This window comes from Tetragenococcus halophilus (genome assembly GCF_001712815.1).
Taxonomy (GTDB): Bacteria; Bacillota; Bacilli; order Lactobacillales; family Enterococcaceae; genus Tetragenococcus; species Tetragenococcus halophilus.
The window spans coordinates 1,920,653-1,938,955 of the sequence record NZ_CP012047.1 but is presented as its reverse complement, the minus strand read 5'-3'; the positions used below and the strand labels follow the sequence as shown (position 1 = coordinate 1,938,955).

Here is an 18,303-nt window from a genome sequence, read left to right as displayed (position 1 = left end):
TACGAATGGAAAATTTGTTAGAAACATTCAATGAACGACGTGGCGATTTATGGAGTGAACTAATCAATCACTTAGGTATTTCGGTTGTCTCTCTTTTGATAGCCATGTTGATAGCTATACCCTTGGCGATTTGGGTGGTGAGGCATCCTAAAGTCGCTGAAACTGGCTTGCAAATCGCAGGTATTTTACAAACAATTCCTTCTCTGGCCTTACTAGGGTTATTGATCCCCATAGTTGGCATAGGTACGACACCTGCGATTATTGCGCTTGTCATTTATGCCTTATTACCCATTTTTCAAAATACCTACTTGGGTATTTCAGAGATTGATCCAGCCATTGAGGAAGCGGCTGATGCTTTTGGTATGTCTAAAATGCGTAAATTATTTAAAGTAGAACTTCCGATGGCACGCCCAGCTATTGTTTCTGGTATACGTACGGCTATGGTGCTGATTATCGGTACGGCAACGCTTGCTGCGTTAATCGGTGCTGGCGGTTTAGGTACGTTTATTCTTTTAGGTATTGATCGTAACGATATGCCATTGATTATTATTGGTACAATTTCGGCTGCGTTACTATCTATTATTTTAAGTTCATTGATACGTTGGTTTGAGCGTGCAAAACCTTGGCATTCAATGGTCGGTCTAGCTATTCTTATTATTTTACTAGGAGGTGGCGGTGTTTACTCAGCTTATGCTAATCGACAACAAACAGTCGCAATTGCAGGAAAGTTAGGCTCTGAACCCGAAATTTTAATCAATATGTATAAAGAATTAATTGAAGATGAAGATTCAGATATTAATGTTGAAGTCAAAGCGAACTTTGGGAAAACCTCCTTTTTATATAATGCGGTTAAAAATGATCAAGTTGATATTTACCCTGAATTTACTGGAACCGTATTAGAATCACTTATTGACGATGAGTCCATTGATACACAAGGACTTTCCGAAGAAGAAACTTATTCTCAAGCAAAAGAAAAGCTCCAAGAACAAGATCAGCTGACTTTATTAGAGCCTATGAGCTATAATAATGCTTATGCATTAGCAGTCAAAGATGACTTTAAAGAAGAACAGCAATTAGAATCTATAAGTGATCTTGCTAGTATTCAAAGCGATATCCAAGCTGGGATGACTTTAGAATTTATTGACCGTGAAGATGGGTTACGTGGGATTGAAGATTTATATGATTTAGATTTTGAAACAAGCTCTATGGAACCTGCGTTACGTTATCAGGCCATTGATGATGGAAGGGTCAATTTGATTGATGCTTATTCTACAGATAGTGAATTGCGACAGTATCATTTAAGTATATTAGAAGATGACAAGGGGCTGTTTCCAAAATATCAAGGAGCGCCGCTGATGAAAACAGAATTTGCAGATGATAATCCGCAAGTAGTAGAAGCCTTGGATAAATTGGGTGGAAAAATTACGGAAGAAGAAATGCAAGAAATGAATTATGAAGTTAATGTAGAAGATCAAGCAGCAAGTGATGTTGCTCATAATTATCTTGCCGACAATGGTTTGTTAGAGGGGGATGAATGATGAGTACAGCAATTGAATTTCAAAATGTTTCAAAATCTTTTGGCGATACCATGGTCATTCCTGACATGAATCTTTCCATTGCTCAAGGAGAACTATTTGTACTCGTTGGAACTTCTGGAAGTGGAAAAACCACCTCACTTAAAATGGTAAATCGTTTAGAAGAACCAACAGAAGGTAATATTTTCATTAGCGGGAAAAAAGCAAAAGATTATCCTTTGCAACAATTGCGTTGGTCGATGGGATATATCTTGCAGCAAATTGCGCTTTTTCCTACGATGACAGTTGCTCAAAATATCGCTGTTATACCAGAAATGAAAAAAGTTTCTAAAAAAGAAATTAATCGCTTGGTAGATGATTTACTAGCAAAAGTTGGTTTGGATCCTGACAAGTATCGGAATCGTATGCCAAGTGAACTTTCTGGCGGTGAACAACAACGAATTGGTATATTACGGGCTATAGCGTCAAAACCAGATATTGTTTTAATGGATGAGCCTTTTGGTGCTTTAGATCCGCTATCCCGGACTACTTTACAAGATTTAATTTTAGACTTGCACAAAGAATTAGATAATACGATTATATTTGTAACCCATGATATGGATGAAGCGATGAAACTAGGGGACCGAATTGGTATTATGGGAGACGGCGAATTATTACAAGTAGGAACTCCTAGGGAATTAGCCCAAAACCCTACCAATGATTTTGTTCGAGATTTCTTCCGTTCGAGTGCAGATAAGAGCGTTTATCAAGTCTCTGTTAAACAGGTAGCTCAAAAAGAAGGCTACGAATCGGCACCAAATGATGAGAAGAAAGTGAAACAGTTACAAGAAGACGCTACGTTACAAGATGTTTTTACTGCTTTAAGTAGTTATGACTATATTGAAGTGTTAGATTCACAACAAAATTCATTGGGATACTTATCTAAAAATCAAATTTTCCAATATTTAAGTCGAGTGTAAAAAGTAAAATATCCGAACTATATTTAATGAGCTTTACAGTCTTGTCAAAACTCATTCTATAGTTCGGATATTTTTATTTTAAAGATTTTAGAGGTTGTAAAATAAAAATTTGTCTTTTTCCATGTTTTAATCGGTTTACCTGAGTAAAATTATTGTGCGCGATTCGCTCTTTTTTATTGCAAATAATGGCAATTACCGAATTATTCACATCAAGCGTTTGATAAATATTATCTAATAATCGCTTAGTAGGTGGTTCTTTACTATCTCCTTGCCAATGTGTCATATTCCCATAAGGCAAGTCGGTTATAACGATATTAACATTTTCAGAAAAAGTAGGGCTATCTTTTGTGATATCCCATTGAAAGCACTGGACCTCTTTTTGAGGTGCTTTTGCATCTAGTAACATTGTTGCTAAACGATTTGCACTGTTAAGCACTTCTGTTGATTGCGTCTGTTCGTCTTGGGCTTTGTTATCTGCTTGTAATGCTTTTATTTTTTGCTGTAGGCTTTCGCCGGTGAGAAGATCCAAATTTTTGCGAGCATATGTAAGTGCTTTTTCATCGATATCGCTACCATATATTCTTGCTAGATTAGTACTATAAAGAAAACCTAGAACGGTTAATAGATGGGCCCCGCCACAGCAAGGATCATAAATCGTTAAATGATCTGTATTTTTAAGAAAAGACAAGCATCTTGCCATAATCTCGCTTGCAACTCGCACAGGAAAAGCAGGGGTTCTAGGGGCATTTATTAATACTTTGTCACTAGAAAAATCACTATAATCTTTTTTTAAAGCTTCAAATTTAAATTTCATTTTTGCAGACTCTTTTCTAAAACTACTTTTTATTGGCTTTATATCCGATATGTAAAGCACAAGCGCCCAGCATAAATGTCGTATAAAAGGTATTTATAAACCCAGCTTGTTGAAACATCTGTTTAAGTTCTTTTACATGGACAAACTGTTGCGTTGTTTGTTGAAGATAGACATAATCTTTGCGATCGTTATGTTTTAATTTAGCAATTGTAGGAACGAGTTTAAAATAAAGATACCAAAAGGGATAAACTAGTTTATTTTCTGGTTGAGAGGTCTCTAAACAGGCAACCATTCCTCCTGGTTTAACCACGCGTTTCATTTCTTTTAATACTTGAGAGGCATCAGGTACATTACGTAAGCCAAAGCCAATGGTTATTAAATCAAAGGTGTTATCTTCAAAAGGAAGAGCCATCGCATCTCCTTGTAATAAAGTTGTTTGTTTATCAGCGTTGGCTTGTTTTATTTTTTTATTCGCAATTTCTAGCATGTTTTTACTAAAATCTAGTCCCACGACCTTGCCCGTTGTTCCTACAGTTTTGGCTAAATCAATCGTCCAATCACCTGTACCACAACATAAATCAAGAGCTTGTTGGCCTGTTGTTAATGAAAGCTTAGTCATGGTTTTTTTTCGCCAACGTTTGTGCATTCCTAAAGAAATGGCGCTATTTGTTGTGTCGTATGTAGCTGAAATACGATCAAAAAGCGCCTGCACTTTGGCTTCTGAATTTTTATTCGTGCGAGACATTTTCTTCTCCTTTAGTTGAGTTCGTTAGTAAGATTGTATCAAAACGAGGGTAAAACATAAATCAATTGATTTTGGCTAACTGTAGCTTAAAACGAAAAAGAAATTAAAAATTTAATGACCAGTAAGCAAATTTGGTTTAGAATATAATACGGAAGGAGAGATACTATGAGTAAACGAATGGGTTTTAAAGAGGATTTTTTATGGGGTGGCGCGGTAGCTGCTAACCAAGTTGAAGGCGCTTATGATGTTGATGGTAAAGGCCTATCAGTACAAGACGTTACTCCTGATGGCGCTATGGGGCGTATTACAGACGGTCCAACAGAAGATAATCTGAAATTACAAGCGATTGATTTTTATCATCATTATAAAGAAGACATTGCACTTTTTGCAGAAATGGGCTATAAAGTTTTTCGTACTTCAATTGCTTGGAGTCGTATTTTCCCTAATGGCGATGATGAAGAACCCAACGAAGCTGGTCTACAATTTTATGATGATGTATTTGATGAGTGCTTGAAATATGGGATTGAACCTTTAGTTACATTGTCTCATTATGAAACACCTTTACATTTGTCTGAAAAATATGACGGCTGGAAAGATCGACGAATGATTGGTTTTTTTGAAAAATATGCTCGAACAGTCTTTAACCGTTATAAGGATAAAGTAAAATATTGGTTAACATTTAATGAAATTAACTCTGTTTTGCATATGCCATTTATTTCAGGTGGGATTAAAACGCCTAAAGAAGAACTAAGCGATCAAGAGTTATATCAAGCGGTTCATCATGAACTAGTAGCTTCTGCTTCAGTAACTAAAATTGCTCATGAAATCAATCCTGAGTTTCAAGTAGGGTGTATGGTTTTGGCTATGCCGACTTATCCAATTTCATCAAATCCTGAAGATGTTTTAGCAGCAAAAGATGCAGAAAATACAAATTATGCCTTTACTGATATTCATGTTCGTGGACAATATCCTGGACATTTGTTACGCTTTTTTGCGGAAAATGATATCGCTATTCAATTTGCAGAGGGTGATGCAGAGTTACTAAAAAATCATACAGTAGATTTTATTTCCTTTAGTTATTATATGAGTGTTGCAGCTGCAGCACATCCGGAAGAATATAGTTCTGGCGCCGGTAACGTTATTGGTGGTATTGAAAATCCACATTTAGAAAAATCAGAATGGGGATGGGCCATTGATCCCGTTGGCCTTCGAATTGTTCTAAATGATTTTTATGATCGTTACCAAGTACCTTTGTTCATCGTGGAAAATGGTTTAGGTGCAAAAGATCAATTAATCCAAAATGAAAACGGCCAGTATACCGTTGAGGATGACTATCGAATTGATTATATGCAACAACATCTAGCTCAAGCCAAAGAAGCTGTTAAAGACGGCGTTGACCTAATGGGCTATACTGCTTGGGGTTGTATTGACTTAGTGAGTGCATCTACTGCGCAAATGAGTAAACGCTACGGTTTTATTTATGTCGATCGTAATGACGATGGGTCTGGTTCATTCAATCGTTATAAGAAAAAATCGTTTAACTGGTATAAGAAAGTAATCGAAACAAACGGAAAAAATTTATAATTTCAAAAGATACAAAAGGCGGGAGAGCTTATATTCTCGCCTTTTTTTAAATGATAAAATAACGTAAATAATTGTTGTAAACAGGATTTATTTATTGACTCCTTAAGGTTTTCGGGTAAAATAAAATAAAGGCCCCCTTGCTGCACATTCAAATGTATGATACAATTCTGTTCGTTTTGCAGAGGAGTTGAACGTAAAGATGAAAAATAAATTTAATCTTCAAGCATTACTGATCAGCTGTCTTGCAACATTTATTTTGAGTGTAGCAGTGAAAAATGACGCAAATACTTTTGTGGCTGCACCTTTTCAATCAATTCAAGAAAGAATATCAGATGAATCCCATGATGAACAACAGCCTCAAAATTCACAGGAGCAAAGTCAGATAACAGAGACGACGAGCACAACTTCGATGAATGAACAGCAAATGACAATGTCTTCAAATATGACACAAGGCCCTGTTGAAAAAACAAGCGATTATTCAGAAGAGGCAAGTTCTGAAAATCAAACGTCAACTAGTAGTAGTGTTACTGATGATTCAATAACAGAAACGACTGATAGTCAAGAACAAGAAACGACTGAAACAAGTGAGCGCTCAGATTCAAATCAAACAAGCGAAACTACAGATACAACTGAACAGACCGAAACAACAGAGCCTGTAGAAGATACTGAAAACACTGAAGCACAAGAAGGTTCTGATTTTGAATTTTCTGATGCAAATCAGCAAGAAGAAACTGCTGAAAATACAGCGGAACAAGAGCCAACACAAACTTCTGAACAAGAAGAATAATAATGCAGTAAAAGACAAGTATAGAACGGTAGAAATTTCTATACTTGTCTTTCTTTTTTTAGATAAATCGCTGGTAAGTTTTCTACTAACCAAACGCCACTTTTTGTAGAGTAAAAAGCATAACCATCAGTGGCTGCTTTTTTTGCATACACCTGGAAAATGATAGGGGAAGTGTCATGTCGACTACCAATTTTTATTGCGGTTTCTAGCTTTTCTGATAAATGAACAAATTCTCTTCCCATCTTATTTAAACCTTCAGCTTGAATGATTTCAGCTGCAGCTTGGCTAGTTCCATGATATAAAATTTTAGGAGGTATTACAGCTTCTTGTAGCGGCAAGACGGAAACACTATGTCCATATAGCGCTCTGATTTTTGTTCCTTCAATGACGTATCTTTGTCTGGGGCTATTATTGATAATTTCTTCGATTTTTTGTCGGTCGATTTTTCGGCTATAGTGTGCATTAAACTTATTTATTAATTCATTGATTTCCACTCGTCCATATTCGTCTAATGTAATGTTAATTTTTTCGGGGTGATGACGTAAAACAAGAGCCAGTTGTTTGCTTATTTTAGTGAGTTTTTCATCCATATAATCCCTCCTGCTCTTATTATTTTAGCAAAATGGAGGCTATATATCATAGTAATAACTCCTCTAAGCTAATTAAATAAGACACCGTTATGTTTGTTTATAAACTTACCTTTTGTTAGAATTAAATTAATGAATGTGTTGCTGTTTTTCGGGAATTGACAATGAAATGAAAGGAAGAGATTTCATGAGTAAAACAGGAAATATTGTAGAATTAATTGGAAATACACCTATGGTTAAATTAAATCAAGTTGTACCAGAAGACGCTGCAGAAATTTATGCAAAGTTAGAATTTTATAATCCTGGAGGTTCAGTTAAAGATCGTATCGCGCTTGCTATGGTAGAAGCAGCAGAAAAAGATGGACGTCTTCCAGCTGGAGGAACGATTGTTGAACCAACTTCAGGTAATACGGGCATTGGTTTAGCTTTAGTTGCCGCGGCTAAGGGCTATCGGTTAATCATTACGATGCCGGAAACAATGAGTGTTGAAAGACGCTCTCTGATGAAAGGCTATGGCGCTGAGTTAGTTTTGACGCCAGGTGCAGATGGCATGAACGGGGCTATCCAAAAAGCGCATGAGCTGGCCGATGAAAATGGCTATTTCTTACCTATGCAGTTTGAGAATCCAGCAAATCCTGAAATACATGAAAAAACGACTGGACAAGAAATTATCAAAGATTTTGAAGGTAAATCTCCTGATGCATTTATTGCAGGAATAGGTACAGGAGGAACTGTCACAGGTGTTGGACATGCACTGCAAAAAATAAACGAAGATGTTCAAATTTATGGTTTAGAGGCAGCTGAAGCAGCTTTGATTAAAGAAGGAATCAAAGGAAAGCATAAAATCCAAGGTATATCTGCAGGACTTATTCCTGAGACTTTGGATCGTTCAGTTTATCAAGATATAGTAACAGTATCAAGTCAGCAAGCAATCGATATGGCGCATAAAGTAAGCAATAAGGAAGGATTCTTGCCAGGAATCTCAGGCGGAGCAAATATTTTTGGTGCAGTTGAAATTGCTAAAAAATTAGGAAAAGGAAAAACCGTCGTTACTGTAGTTCCAGACAACGGAGAACGTTACTTATCTACCGATCTTTTTAAATTCGATGAGTAAACGATTGAGGTTGTAGCCTTGCTACAGCCTTTTTTTATTCAAAGTTTTGTAGGCTGAATAATAAAGAAAGAGCAGAATATTATCTATTGAATATGTAAGGTACCATAAAGTTTTATGTGGAGATCTGGGACCTTTATAACTCTTATATTTTAACGAATGGATAAATTTTGATATGATATACGTAAAGGAAAGGTGAGCTTGATGTCTGGACGATTGTTTCATTATAATACCTTAGGTACTTTGATGAAAGGCGGATTTGACGGTGCTTTTACGTTTGAAGAAGTATTAAAAAATGGAGGTATCGGTATAGGAACTGTAGATCACTTAGATGGGGAATTAGTTATTTTGGACCATCATGGTTATCGCTTTGATGTCACTGGACAAATTCATGAAGTTCACTTGGAAGACACAACGCCTTATGCTGCAGTAATTGACTTTATCCCGGAAAATAAAACGACTTTAAATGAAAAAATAAATAAAGAGATTTTAGAAGAAAAAATGTTAGGACAATTTTCGAGTAAAAATGTTTTTCAAGCCGTAAAATTACATGGTAGATTTAGTAAAATAAAATGCCGTTCGGTACAAAAACAAGAAAAGCCGTATCCTGATCTAGTGGATGTTGCTAGAGACCAAGCAGAATTTACAGCCGAAGATGTCACCGGAACGCTAGTTGGTATCTATACGCCAGCGCTTTTTGGAACGATTTCGGCTTCAGGTTTTCATCTACATTTTATTAGTGATGACCATCATTTTGGCGGACATGTGTTGGCTTTTGAAATCAATGAACCGTTAATTACATGGCAAACAATTGATACAGTGGAACAAAAATTTCCTGTGGGCGATCCAACATTTATGAAAACAGATTTTGATTATAGTAGCGTATTGGAAGATATTGCGGAAGCTGAATAAATAAAATAAGGAGGCGTTTGATTATGAATAAAGTAGCTGTAGTTTTTGCGCCAGGTTTTGAAGAAATTGAAGGATTAACAATCGTGGATGTTTTACGTAGAGCGCAAGCAGATGTGACAATGATTGGCTTAGCTCAAGAAGTGACTGGTAATCACAATATTACAATAAAAGCTGATCAAGTATTAGATGAAAGCTTACAAGATTACGATATGATTGTTTTACCAGGCGGAATGCCAGGTGCTAAAAACTTAAAAGAAAACACTACGGTTATTGAAAGTTTGCAGAAAGCCTATAATAATGGAAAACAAATTGCTGCAATCTGTGCAGCGCCGATCGCTTTAGAAGAAGCTGGCATACTAAAAGATAAAAATTATACCTCTTTTCCTGATTTTGCCGACGATATTCAATCAGGCAAACGTTCAGAAATGATCGTTGTAAAAGATGGGCAAGTGACGACAAGTCGTGGGCCCGCAACTGCGCTAGCTTTTAGTTATCAACTGGTAGATATATTAGGTGGCAATAGTGAAGAAATTAAAGAAGCGATGCAATATAATAAATTAGTTCATTCCTTTTTGGATAAATAATGATTGACAAATGGAAAAAAACTCGATATATTTAAGCTAATCATTTAGTACGGAGGGTCCAATATGAGTTACGCAAAGCTTAACACTTTTTCATATAGCTGTTGTCAGACGTCGCGTTGTGGCGATGTCTGGCTGGCTTTGCGTGAACTTTAATAAGTTACTTTAAAAGTTCAAACGACATACTAGCTTTGAAGGACCCAGGGCGCGGAAATCTTAATTGATTTTCGCGCCTTTTTTCGTATAAAAAGAAAGGTGGCAATAGTAATTGTTAGTCAAACAAGTAACACAACTGATTGGAGATACTCCTCTGATTGATTTACAAATGGAAATACCCAAGCAAAGTCACATATACGCAAAACTGGAAATGTATAACCCAGGGGGCAGCATTAAGGATCGATTAGGAAAATATTTATTTCAAAAGGCGATGAAAGAAGGAAAAATCAACCAGCAAACAACAATTATCGAACCTACTGCGGGTAATACTGGTATTGGTTTTGCTTTAGTTGCACAAGCTTATCATCTGCCAGTTATTTTGGTAGTACCCGAAAACTTTAGTTTTGAAAAACAGGAATTAATGAAAGCTTTGGGCGCTAAAATTATTCATACGCCAAGTGATGAAGGAATTAAAGGCGCTATAAAGAAAGCCCGGGAATTAGAAAAATCATTAACGAATACATTTGTACCAATGCAATTTGAAAATAAAGAGAATCCAGAAACTTATTATCATACACTAGCCCCAGAAATTACTAAAGACTTACAAAAGCCTGTCACTGCTTTTGTGGCAGGCGCAGGAAGTGGAGGTTCGTTTGCTGGGACAGCTAAATACATGAAAGAAAAATATCCTGATGTTAAAGTAATAGTTGCTGAACCAGAAGGCTCTATTTTAAATGGAGGTCCCATACATCCGCATAAAACAGAAGGAATTGGCGTTGAATTTGTTCCTCCTTTTTTTAAAGATGTAAATATCGACGAAGTATTAACAATTTCTGATGAACAAGCTTTTTCATATGTTAATCAAGTAGCAAAAGAACAAGGGTTGTTTATCGGAAGTTCAAGTGGCGCTGCATTAGCTGCCAGTTTGCAAGTTGCAGCAAAACTTCCTCCAAATAGTAATATTGTCACTATTTTTCCAGATACTAGTGAACGTTATTTAAGTCAAAATATATATCAATAAGAAAGGAGAATTCATCATGGAATTCAATACAAAATTAATACACGGTGGCACTTCAATGGATGAAACAACAGGAGGGATGTCGGTTCCTATTCATATGGCAACGACTTTTCAACAAAAAAAGATCGGGCAAAGTAAATATGATTACTCACGTTCGGCAAATCCGACACGTGAAGCAGTTGAAGAACTGATTGCTGATCTTGAAGGAGGAGCTGCTGGTCTTGCTTTTGCTTCTGGTTCAGCAGCAATTAATACGATTTTTTCTTTATTTTCTGCAGGTGACCATTTTGTCGTCGGTAATGATGTTTACGGTGGGACTTTTCGTTTGATTGACTCAGTGTTAAAACGTCTCGGACTAACATTTACAGTTGTTGATACCCGTGATTTAACTGCGGTTAAACAAGCGATTACCCCTAAGACAAAAGCAGTTTATCTTGAAACGCCTACCAATCCGCTACTTCATGTGACTGATGTAAAAGCTGTCACAGAAATTGCGCATGAAAATAATCTATTAAGTATCATCGATAATACTTTTAGTTCTCCTTATATTCAACGCCCCATTGAATTTGATGTAGATATTGTTATTCACAGTGCTTCTAAATACTTGGGTGGACACAGTGATGTGATTGCAGGTCTTGTGGTTACAAAAGACGCACAATTAGCAGAAGAGCTTCGTTTCTTGCAAAATGCGGTTGGTGCTATTTTATCCCCACATGATAGCTGGCTCTTACAAAGAGGGATGAAAACATTGGGGTTACGAATGAGAGCTCACTTACAAAATGCTGATGCTGTTTTTGACTATCTAAGTAAGCAAGAAATGGTAGAAAAAATTTATTATCCAGGGGATCCTGAAAACGAGGACTTTACTATCGCTAAAAAGCAAATGAATGGTTTTGGCGCGATGATCTCGTTTGAATTACAAGAGGGTTTGGATCCTAGCGCATTTGTTGAACAATTACAAGTAATTACCCTAGCAGAAAGTCTTGGTGCAGTGGAAAGTTTGATCGAAATTCCTGCTTTGATGACCCATGGTTCAATTCCGCGCGCAACTCGTATAGCAAATGGGATAAAAGATGAACTGATTCGCCTATCTGTTGGTGTAGAAGATCCAAACGATCTTTTAGCTGATCTTGAAGAAAGTTTTAACCACTTGAAAGGAAAATAGCTATGTTTGAAACAGCTCGTTCTATTTTAAAACAAGACCCTGCGGCTCATAGCGTGGCTGAAGTTATTTTTACCTATCCTGGGATGCAAGCTCTTTTTTGGCATCGTATTGCGCAATACTTTTTTCAACATCATCATCCCTTTTTAGCAAGCTTAATCAGGCGTCATAACGAGCATCGTACAGGAATATCTATTGCTCCTGGCGCACAGATTGGAAAACGTGTTTTTATTGACCATGGAGTGGGAACAGTTATTGGAGATACAGTAATTATCGAAGACGATGTGGTGCTGTTACACGGGGTTACTTTAGGGTCACGTCGTATTGAAGACACTGGTAGAAGGCATCCTCATATCAAACAAGGGGGTTATATAGGTTCAAATGCTGAAATTTTAGGTCCTGTTACAATTGGAAAAAAAAGTAAAATTGGTGCAGGCGCAGTTGTCTTACATGATGTCCCCGATTATGCAACTGCTGTAGGTAATCCAGCACGCATTATTGAACATAATGATGAGTAAGATGCCGTTATTTCTATACTATATTCTAAAAAAAAGCCAAACTATTATTTGAACAAACCATATTTTAAAGAAGGAACATCATCTGATATAGATAGATAAAAAGAAAAGTGTATGTTTTTTAGTTAAAATTTTTAGTCTCTATAAGACGAGGTAAACGTATTCATGAAGAGAACTAGAAAAAAAGTAAAGTTATTTTTTCGGAAAGAAACGTTATTTAAAAGGGAAAAATGACAAACATTTTTCTCCTTTTAACAATAAATAGGATAGAGAAATTTAAAAAGGATTCAAAAGGCTACTAACCTTTTGAATCCTTTTCGTCTTTAAAAGTATTATCATCCATATTATCTAGAGCGTATTCGCATGCTTGCAGTACAACACTTGTAAAAGTAGTATCATTTTCTTGTGCGATTTGACTGATGCGTTCATTTAAATTTTGAGGAAATCGGATGGTTTTATTTACCGAGTCGTTTTTTTCTGATCTAACTTTAAATTTAGCCATATTCTCACCTCTATCTTTCGTTTTTATTCTAAGGGGTATTTTATTTGATGTATGCACGTTGTTATAAAATGCAAAACGCCTTACATGAAAATTGCAAATTGTGTTTCATAGTGGTAGACTATCTCCTAATAGTTGGAAATACACGAATCATTGCGTAAAAGATGCGCCTTTACATTAATATTTGTGCTTTCTAAGTCTAATACTACTTTTCTAAAGAACTGTAAATATTTTTAGAATAATTATCCATTTTTTAGTTATTAGAAATCTGAGTACAATCGTTCAGTTTTTATGAGTAAGTATTAAAACAGAACTTTAAGGAGAAAAAAATGCAAATTATCTATCATTTATCTTCATTTTTACTTTATTACCCTTTGGTGATGTCTGTATTTTGGTTGATTGGGGCCTTGTTTTATTATTTTTTAATTGAACGCAAGCAAACAGCTATTGATTATAATAAGCAGCGTGAAGGGATTACTTTTATCGTCTCATGCTTTAATGAGGCAGAAACAATTACTGCGACGGTGACAAATATCAGTAAGCTTTCTTATCCACAAAAAGAACTTATTGTAATCAATGATGGAAGTCAAGATGATACAGCTGATGTGTTGTTAAAACTTAAAGAGCTTTATTCTTTTCAATTTATTGATTTGAAACAAAACCAAGGAAAAGCCAATGCTTTAAATTTAGCCGCTAAAAAAGCGAGATATAACTATATCATGTGTGTAGATGCGGATACAATCATTGACGATCCGGCACCATATTATATGATAGATAATTTTTATATTTATGAAAATCTCGGTGCTGTTACTGGGAATCCAAGGATACAAAATAAAAAGAGTTTATTAGGAAAAATACAAAAAGTAGAATTTGCTAGCATTATTGGAGGCATTAAACGAGCACAATCAATGAATGGTTATATTAATACGATTTCCGGTGTGTTTACGCTACTTAGTAAAAAAGCGCTAGAAGATTGCCAGTATTGGGATATCGATATGGTGACAGAAGATATTGCTCTGTCTTGGAAAATGCACTTACATAATTATGTGATTGCTTATGAACCTCATGCGCTTTGTTGGATGATTGTTCCTGAAACGTTGCGTGGTTTACTTAAACAAAGAATTCGTTGGGCACAAGGAAACCAAGAAGTATTGATTCGTGATTTTAGGAAAGTATTTAAAAAGAAGAGTCTTCCTTTCTGGTTTTTGTTTTTAGAACAATTAGTTTCAATCGTATGGGTGACTTCTATTGTTTTTACACTTATTTATTTATTATTAACCCTAAATTTTATTGATTATTATTTTTACGAAGAAACACTAAACATTATTTTAGCTTCAAGTTTTGTGTTGATCACAACAAATATTATTTTATTTTCTGTACAACTTTGTATTGATAGCCGCTATGAGCGGAAAAACATGTTTTATTTCTTATTTTTAAGTTGGTACCCGCTTTTTTATTGGATGATTAATGCTATTACAAATGTTTTTGCGCTACCCAAAGCCTTAAGAAGAAAGAAAGGAGTTTATGCAACATGGAAAAGTCCGGACAGAGGCAACAAAACACGTTAAGAAAAGTTTTGGATAAGTTAAGGGAATTAGCGCTTGTTTTTTTCTCTTTGTTATTATGGGGATTTTCTTTATTAGCGTTTTTAACTATTATATTTACTTTATTGGGCGTTGATCTATATTATGTACAATTGATACGAACGGTTTTAAAGATTACACGTTTAGACCTAATGGATTTAATTCACTTAAATCTTATCGTTGGTGCAGGTATCATTGTTTATTTAACCGTAACTTATTATTTTGGCCCGTTTAAACAAAGAGGTGGAAAAATAAAAGAAAATGAAAAAGCAAAGTAGATTTTACTTAACAATATTCTTGCTTCTTTTTAGCTTGCTCTTTTTTAATCATATAAGTGTAAAGGCGGCAGAAGAAAGTACTGAAGAGTCAGCTGAGCGTTTGGATTATGAGCCAAATTCAGTATTAGCGCTAAACTATCACAGGGTGCGTAATATTAATTGGTTAGATCGTTTTTTGATGTTTTTTTCTAATCCATATGAGTTAAAACGTTATAGTGTTTCAACTGAAGAGTTCAAGCGACAGATAAATTGGTTGATCGACCATGACGCAAAGTTTCTAACATTAGATGAGTTATTAAAATATAAAGAAGCTGGCCAATTTCCCGAAAGAAGTGTATGGATTAACTTTGATGATATGGATCATACGATATATGATAATGCTTTCCCTATTTTAAAAAAATTAGCTATCCCGGCAACAGGATTTGTTATTACAGGCCAAATTGGGAACTTGAATTTTAGTGATATGAACATGATTAATACAAAGGAATTAAATGAAATGTATCAAACGGGATTGTGGGAATTTGCCTCACATACCCATGATTTACATTATTTAGATGCTAAGAATCGTTCATTGTTAGCAAGAAAAAATTATACAACTATCTATCAAGATTTACAAAAAAGCAATCAATATTTAAAAAACGAGTGGGACATTGATAACCGGACACTTGCTTATCCTTATGGTGAAGGAAATGATACAGTAGCAAAAGCACTAGAAAACACAGGAATTCAATATGCTTTTACATTAGAAGAAAAAGTGATCACGCCCGATTTGAATGATCAATATTTACCACGTATTTTGATGAATAATAGTTCTTTTGAGCGTTTAATTGAGACATGGAAAGGATTTGAGACCAATGAAGTCGACTAAAAATATCCATCAATATGTTTTCGTTATTCTTATTATAATAACGATCATCTCACAGATTTTGCTTAGTTATACTTTCAGATCTTCTGTGGATGATAATCAAATTAAAACTTTATTTTGGGTTCGTCATCTTTTTTCTTTTGGCATACCCGGGGTACTTATTTTATGGCAGGTTCAAGATACTATCTTACATGCAAAAGAAAAAGCTAAGGACTATTTATGGGGACGCATACGATATATTTTCATCCCTTATCTTATTTTTGGTCTTATTTATAGCATGTACGAAAGTCAAGTTAATGAAGAAAGTATTTATGATAGTTTCTTGAATATTGTCATTCAAGGAAATTGGCATGGTGCATTTATACTGGTTATTTTGCAATTTACTATTTTGAATCTCTTGTTAAGGAAAAGATTTCGGCATTATAAAACATTGGTAATAATAAGTCTTGTGGTCAGTGTAGGATATCTTGCTAACCAACAAATTTTCCAATACTCTTTTTTTAATAATAGTACAAATATACTAGGATGGTTGTTCTTTTATTTTTTGGGAACTTATATCGGTTATCATTCTCATACTTTAAAAGAACTAACTAAAACTTGAAACCTACTTTTCGATACGTATCCCTTGGTATACCAAGGATCTCATGCACAAAATTAACTTCAACCTGCTTGCTTGAGCTGTTTTTGTATAGAGGAAGGTAGTTTTTCAAGGAACTGTTCGATAATGTTATTTAATACGGCTTCATCCAAAACATATTCATCCGCAAAAGCTTCTTGGAATAAAACGAGTAATTGCAGAATGGCTTCCGATACAGAAAGCTCGGAAAGCTCATCAATGAGAAGATAAAATAACTCGCCAAGCGTTCGGTCGTCTTTACTTTCACGTTCTTGCACCGCTAGGATCATATAACCGATAGCTACCAGTGTCGTATGCGCAAAGATCCCGTCATAAGAAATCCCTTGGTACTTGGCTAATTTTAAGTATTGTTTGCACATCTTGAAGTAGACTTCCACCGACCAGCGTCTAGCATAGAGCTGAATGATCTCGTCTTCGGTCAGATCGATATCGGTCGAAGCTAAGACCAAATAGTCGTTTCGTTTATTGCGATTGCGAATATATACCAACTTAATGGGAAGGACTTCCCCTTCTACGACAGCTTCTACTTGGACACTCAAAAGATAGCGAGAACGACCGCGGCGTTTCTTGTTTCGTTTGAAGATTTCTTTGACATCCATCTTTTGGCCTTGATAACGGTAGTAGATCTTTTGACTACGTTTAACCATCGCTACGCAGTGGCATTTCAGGTCACGGATCTGTTGGAACATTTTGGGACTGGAAAACCAAGTATCGAATAAGACATAATCCGCATGGATCCCTTGGTTCAAAGCCGATCGAAGCAGTTCCAGTGTCACTTCCGTGCCTTTACGAAGCGCTTGAGCTTTACGTTTCCCCCTATTCGTGCGTTGATCCCCGATATCAAGGTCAGATTGGAGCTTTCTTTTCCCGGAGAGCAAGGAAAAAGCGACGGGGACAAAGCTGTTGCCATCACTCCAGCCTAATTGTAAATAACGAAATCCTTTGAAATATTTTTTCTTGGCATGGTCGTATTGTAAAGCGGCACACTCCACTTTTTTCGCATTCAAGCGAGAATACATGGAGTCATCCACGATAAACGTGGTCTTTCGGGCATCATCCGTCAATGGACGTAGGAAAGTAATGACGGATTTAGCCACTAAGATCAGTAATTTTTGCCAATGAATGTGCGGATCATTCAAAACGTTGCGAAATGTTTTATCTGAAAATGATAGCTTTTCCTTTTGCTTTTGGTAAAACCGATAGGTAGAACCGTTGGTAAAGATCGAAGCTAATAGGAACGAAAAAATAACAGAAACGGAGAAACCCTTCCTGTGCACGGCATTCGATTTTTTAAGAGCAGAAGCTACATGGAACTGATGAAAAAAATCAGACACAGAGGTAGAAATTTTTTCTGAATTTGACGTTTTTTGTGTTATAATTGACATGGCATGAACACTCCTTGGTTAGTGGTTTTTCGTTGATTCTATTATACCAGGATTTGAGTGGTTCATGCTATTTTTGTATCAAAAAACGTTTATTTATCAAGGGATGAACTGTATTTTTGAACTTTCAAGTTTTAGGAACTAATTAAAAATAATAAGCCTATCATTGTTTTAGCTACTATATTCGCATTTTTCTTGTTTCCTTATTTTAATGAAGGTTATAGCGCTGAAGTGAATTTATTAGAACCCGCCTTACTTCCTTTTTTTGCTTGTTGCTTTTTCTTAATATATAGTTTGGCAACGAGCCTAGTAGGCTTAAAACAAGATTTGACTAAAAGAATCGCATCCTATGGTTCATTCATATTATTGTTCTTTCCTATCATTGCTCCTTATTTATTTTCTTTCTTTGGTTTCTTAGAAGAACAAACTGCTTTATTATTTATTTTTGGTTTACTATTTATTTTAGGTATGTCACTTGGTGTTGCAGAAATCCTCAATCAGTATACATTGACCCGATTTTTGTTAGCAAAAGCATTTTTTACTGATGATACTAAGTAATTATGGCTGATGAAAATATAGAAAAGTCTATTTGT

At 35.6% G+C, this 18,303-nt stretch carries 20 protein-coding genes; 15 read left to right on the top strand and 5 right to left on the bottom strand.

The genetic code is table 11. The features are described from left to right. The first annotated feature begins 5 nt into the window (after positions 1–5). On the top strand, positions 6–1,538 hold the full coding sequence (locus AC806_RS09265; RefSeq protein ID WP_069029199.1) for an ABC transporter permease/substrate-binding protein: 1,533 nt from the start codon (positions 6–8) through the stop codon (positions 1,536–1,538). Then, positions 1,538–2,494 (top strand): ABC transporter ATP-binding protein, encoded by a 957-nt coding sequence (locus AC806_RS09260; protein ID WP_061840797.1) that lies wholly within the window; start codon positions 1,538–1,540, stop codon positions 2,492–2,494. Before AC806_RS09265 ends, AC806_RS09260 begins: the two co-directional genes overlap by 1 nt. Before the next feature lie 73 nt (positions 2,495–2,567). Here AC806_RS09260 and AC806_RS09255 read toward each other — a convergent pair whose 3' ends face one another. Continuing rightward, entirely contained in the window at positions 2,568–3,308 is a 741-nt protein-coding gene (locus AC806_RS09255) for an N-6 DNA methylase (RefSeq protein WP_061840796.1), read from the bottom strand. 22 nt (positions 3,309–3,330) lie between these two features. Then, positions 3,331–4,053, bottom strand: coding sequence for a demethylmenaquinone methyltransferase (locus tag AC806_RS09250; protein ID WP_069029198.1), 723 nt, complete (start codon positions 4,051–4,053; stop codon positions 3,331–3,333). Between the two features lie 165 nt (positions 4,054–4,218). Between AC806_RS09250 and AC806_RS09245 the strand changes: the two genes are divergently transcribed. Together AC806_RS09245 and AC806_RS09240 are read left to right on the top strand one after the other, a co-directional pair. Beyond that, a complete protein-coding gene (locus AC806_RS09245) occupies positions 4,219–5,637 on the top strand; it encodes a glycoside hydrolase family 1 protein (RefSeq protein ID WP_373852603.1) in 1,419 nt (472 codons plus the stop codon). 199 nt (positions 5,638–5,836) lie between these two features. Further along, positions 5,837–6,424, top strand: a complete 588-nt coding sequence (locus AC806_RS09240; RefSeq protein ID WP_069029197.1) for a hypothetical protein — start codon at positions 5,837–5,839, stop codon at positions 6,422–6,424. A 38-nt stretch (positions 6,425–6,462) separates the two neighbouring features. On the opposite strand, the gene AC806_RS09235 is transcribed toward AC806_RS09240, so the two are convergent. Next, positions 6,463–7,014 (bottom strand): RNA 2'-phosphotransferase, encoded by a 552-nt coding sequence (locus AC806_RS09235; protein WP_069029196.1) that lies wholly within the window; start codon positions 7,012–7,014, stop codon positions 6,463–6,465. Between the two features lie 184 nt (positions 7,015–7,198). Between AC806_RS09235 and cysK the strand changes: the two genes are divergently transcribed. The 6 genes from cysK to epsC all read left to right on the top strand — a co-directional run bounded on the left by cysK (position 7,199) and on the right by epsC (position 12,469). Next, positions 7,199–8,125, top strand: a complete 927-nt coding sequence (cysK, locus tag AC806_RS09230; protein WP_014123987.1) for a cysteine synthase A — start codon at positions 7,199–7,201, stop codon at positions 8,123–8,125. 201 nt (positions 8,126–8,326) lie between these two features. Beyond that, positions 8,327–9,034, top strand: coding sequence for an acetolactate decarboxylase (gene budA / locus AC806_RS09225; RefSeq protein WP_069029195.1), 708 nt, complete (start codon positions 8,327–8,329; stop codon positions 9,032–9,034). Positions 9,035–9,057: 23 nt separating this feature from the next. Next, entirely contained in the window at positions 9,058–9,618 is a 561-nt protein-coding gene (locus AC806_RS09220) for a DJ-1 family glyoxalase III (RefSeq protein WP_069029194.1), read from the top strand. A gap of 265 nt (positions 9,619–9,883) precedes the next feature. Continuing rightward, positions 9,884–10,792, top strand: a complete 909-nt coding sequence (locus AC806_RS09215) for a PLP-dependent cysteine synthase family protein (RefSeq protein ID WP_069029193.1) — start codon at positions 9,884–9,886, stop codon at positions 10,790–10,792. Between the two features lie 16 nt (positions 10,793–10,808). Beyond that, positions 10,809–11,954 carry a trans-sulfuration enzyme family protein gene (locus tag AC806_RS09210; protein ID WP_069029192.1) on the top strand — a complete coding sequence of 382 codons (1,146 nt, stop codon included), beginning with the start codon at positions 10,809–10,811 and terminating at the stop codon, positions 11,952–11,954. Positions 11,955–11,956: 2 nt separating this feature from the next. Beyond that, a complete protein-coding gene (gene epsC, locus AC806_RS09205) occupies positions 11,957–12,469 on the top strand; it encodes a serine O-acetyltransferase EpsC (protein ID WP_061840787.1) in 513 nt (170 codons plus the stop codon). Positions 12,470–12,764: 295 nt separating this feature from the next. Here the strand turns inward: epsC and AC806_RS09200 are convergent, their stop codons facing one another. Beyond that, positions 12,765–12,968 carry a hypothetical protein gene (locus AC806_RS09200; protein WP_061840786.1) on the bottom strand — a complete coding sequence of 68 codons (204 nt, stop codon included), beginning with the start codon at positions 12,966–12,968 and terminating at the stop codon, positions 12,765–12,767. Positions 12,969–13,294: 326 nt separating this feature from the next. Here AC806_RS09200 and pgaC point away from each other — a divergent pair, with 326 nt between their 5' ends. Genes pgaC through AC806_RS09180 form a run of 4 tightly spaced genes read left to right on the top strand, consistent with a single transcriptional unit; the run spans position 13,295 to position 16,292 of the window. Beyond that, the gene (gene pgaC, locus AC806_RS09195; RefSeq protein ID WP_069029191.1) at positions 13,295–14,533 is read left to right on the top strand and encodes a poly-beta-1,6-N-acetyl-D-glucosamine synthase; all 1,239 of its coding nucleotides are present in this window, start codon (positions 13,295–13,297) and stop codon (positions 14,531–14,533) included. Further along, the gene (locus AC806_RS09190) at positions 14,497–14,826 is read left to right on the top strand and encodes a polysaccharide biosynthesis protein (protein ID WP_014123997.1); all 330 of its coding nucleotides are present in this window, start codon (positions 14,497–14,499) and stop codon (positions 14,824–14,826) included. Before pgaC ends, AC806_RS09190 begins: the two co-directional genes overlap by 37 nt. Beyond that, entirely contained in the window at positions 14,810–15,694 is an 885-nt protein-coding gene (gene icaB, locus AC806_RS09185; RefSeq protein WP_069029190.1) for an intercellular adhesin biosynthesis polysaccharide N-deacetylase, read from the top strand. The genes AC806_RS09190 and icaB overlap by 17 nt, the downstream gene beginning before the upstream one ends. Next, positions 15,681–16,292, top strand: coding sequence for an acyltransferase family protein (locus tag AC806_RS09180; protein WP_069029189.1), 612 nt, complete (start codon positions 15,681–15,683; stop codon positions 16,290–16,292). The genes icaB and AC806_RS09180 overlap by 14 nt, the downstream gene beginning before the upstream one ends. Before the next feature lie 59 nt (positions 16,293–16,351). On the opposite strand, the gene AC806_RS09175 is transcribed toward AC806_RS09180, so the two are convergent. After that, positions 16,352–17,713, bottom strand: a complete 1,362-nt coding sequence (locus AC806_RS09175) for an IS4 family transposase (RefSeq protein WP_069029188.1) — start codon at positions 17,711–17,713, stop codon at positions 16,352–16,354. A gap of 324 nt (positions 17,714–18,037) precedes the next feature. Here AC806_RS09175 and AC806_RS09170 point away from each other — a divergent pair, with 324 nt between their 5' ends. After that, positions 18,038–18,268: a hypothetical protein gene (locus tag AC806_RS09170; protein WP_156768850.1), complete on the top strand. Its 231-nt coding sequence runs from the start codon at positions 18,038–18,040 to the stop codon at positions 18,266–18,268. Positions 18,269–18,303: the final 35 nt, after the last annotated feature.

Excerpts from the sequence above, each read along its gene's own strand:
- AC806_RS09265 (WP_069029199.1), top strand. The coding sequence starts at position 6 with ATGGAAAATTTGTTAGAAACATTCAATGAACGACGTGGCGATTTATGG.
- AC806_RS09260 (WP_061840797.1), top strand. The coding sequence starts at position 1,538 with ATGAGTACAGCAATTGAATTTCAAAATGTTTCAAAATCTTTTGGCGAT.
- AC806_RS09255 (WP_061840796.1), bottom strand. The coding sequence starts at position 3,308 with ATGAAATTTAAATTTGAAGCTTTAAAAAAAGATTATAGTGATTTTTCT.
- AC806_RS09250 (WP_069029198.1), bottom strand. The coding sequence starts at position 4,053 with ATGTCTCGCACGAATAAAAATTCAGAAGCCAAAGTGCAGGCGCTTTTT.
- AC806_RS09245 (WP_373852603.1), top strand. The coding sequence starts at position 4,219 with ATGAGTAAACGAATGGGTTTTAAAGAGGATTTTTTATGGGGTGGCGCG.
- AC806_RS09240 (WP_069029197.1), top strand. The coding sequence starts at position 5,837 with ATGAAAAATAAATTTAATCTTCAAGCATTACTGATCAGCTGTCTTGCA.
- AC806_RS09235 (WP_069029196.1), bottom strand. The coding sequence starts at position 7,014 with ATGGATGAAAAACTCACTAAAATAAGCAAACAACTGGCTCTTGTTTTA.
- cysK (WP_014123987.1), top strand. The coding sequence starts at position 7,199 with ATGAGTAAAACAGGAAATATTGTAGAATTAATTGGAAATACACCTATG.
- budA (WP_069029195.1), top strand. The coding sequence starts at position 8,327 with ATGTCTGGACGATTGTTTCATTATAATACCTTAGGTACTTTGATGAAA.
- AC806_RS09220 (WP_069029194.1), top strand. The coding sequence starts at position 9,058 with ATGAATAAAGTAGCTGTAGTTTTTGCGCCAGGTTTTGAAGAAATTGAA.
- AC806_RS09210 (WP_069029192.1), top strand. The coding sequence starts at position 10,809 with ATGGAATTCAATACAAAATTAATACACGGTGGCACTTCAATGGATGAA.
- epsC (WP_061840787.1), top strand. The coding sequence starts at position 11,957 with ATGTTTGAAACAGCTCGTTCTATTTTAAAACAAGACCCTGCGGCTCAT.
- AC806_RS09200 (WP_061840786.1), bottom strand. The coding sequence starts at position 12,968 with ATGGCTAAATTTAAAGTTAGATCAGAAAAAAACGACTCGGTAAATAAA.
- pgaC (WP_069029191.1), top strand. The coding sequence starts at position 13,295 with ATGCAAATTATCTATCATTTATCTTCATTTTTACTTTATTACCCTTTG.
- AC806_RS09190 (WP_014123997.1), top strand. The coding sequence starts at position 14,497 with ATGGAAAAGTCCGGACAGAGGCAACAAAACACGTTAAGAAAAGTTTTG.
- icaB (WP_069029190.1), top strand. The coding sequence starts at position 14,810 with ATGAAAAAGCAAAGTAGATTTTACTTAACAATATTCTTGCTTCTTTTT.
- AC806_RS09180 (WP_069029189.1), top strand. The coding sequence starts at position 15,681 with ATGAAGTCGACTAAAAATATCCATCAATATGTTTTCGTTATTCTTATT.
- AC806_RS09175 (WP_069029188.1), bottom strand. The coding sequence starts at position 17,713 with ATGTCAATTATAACACAAAAAACGTCAAATTCAGAAAAAATTTCTACC.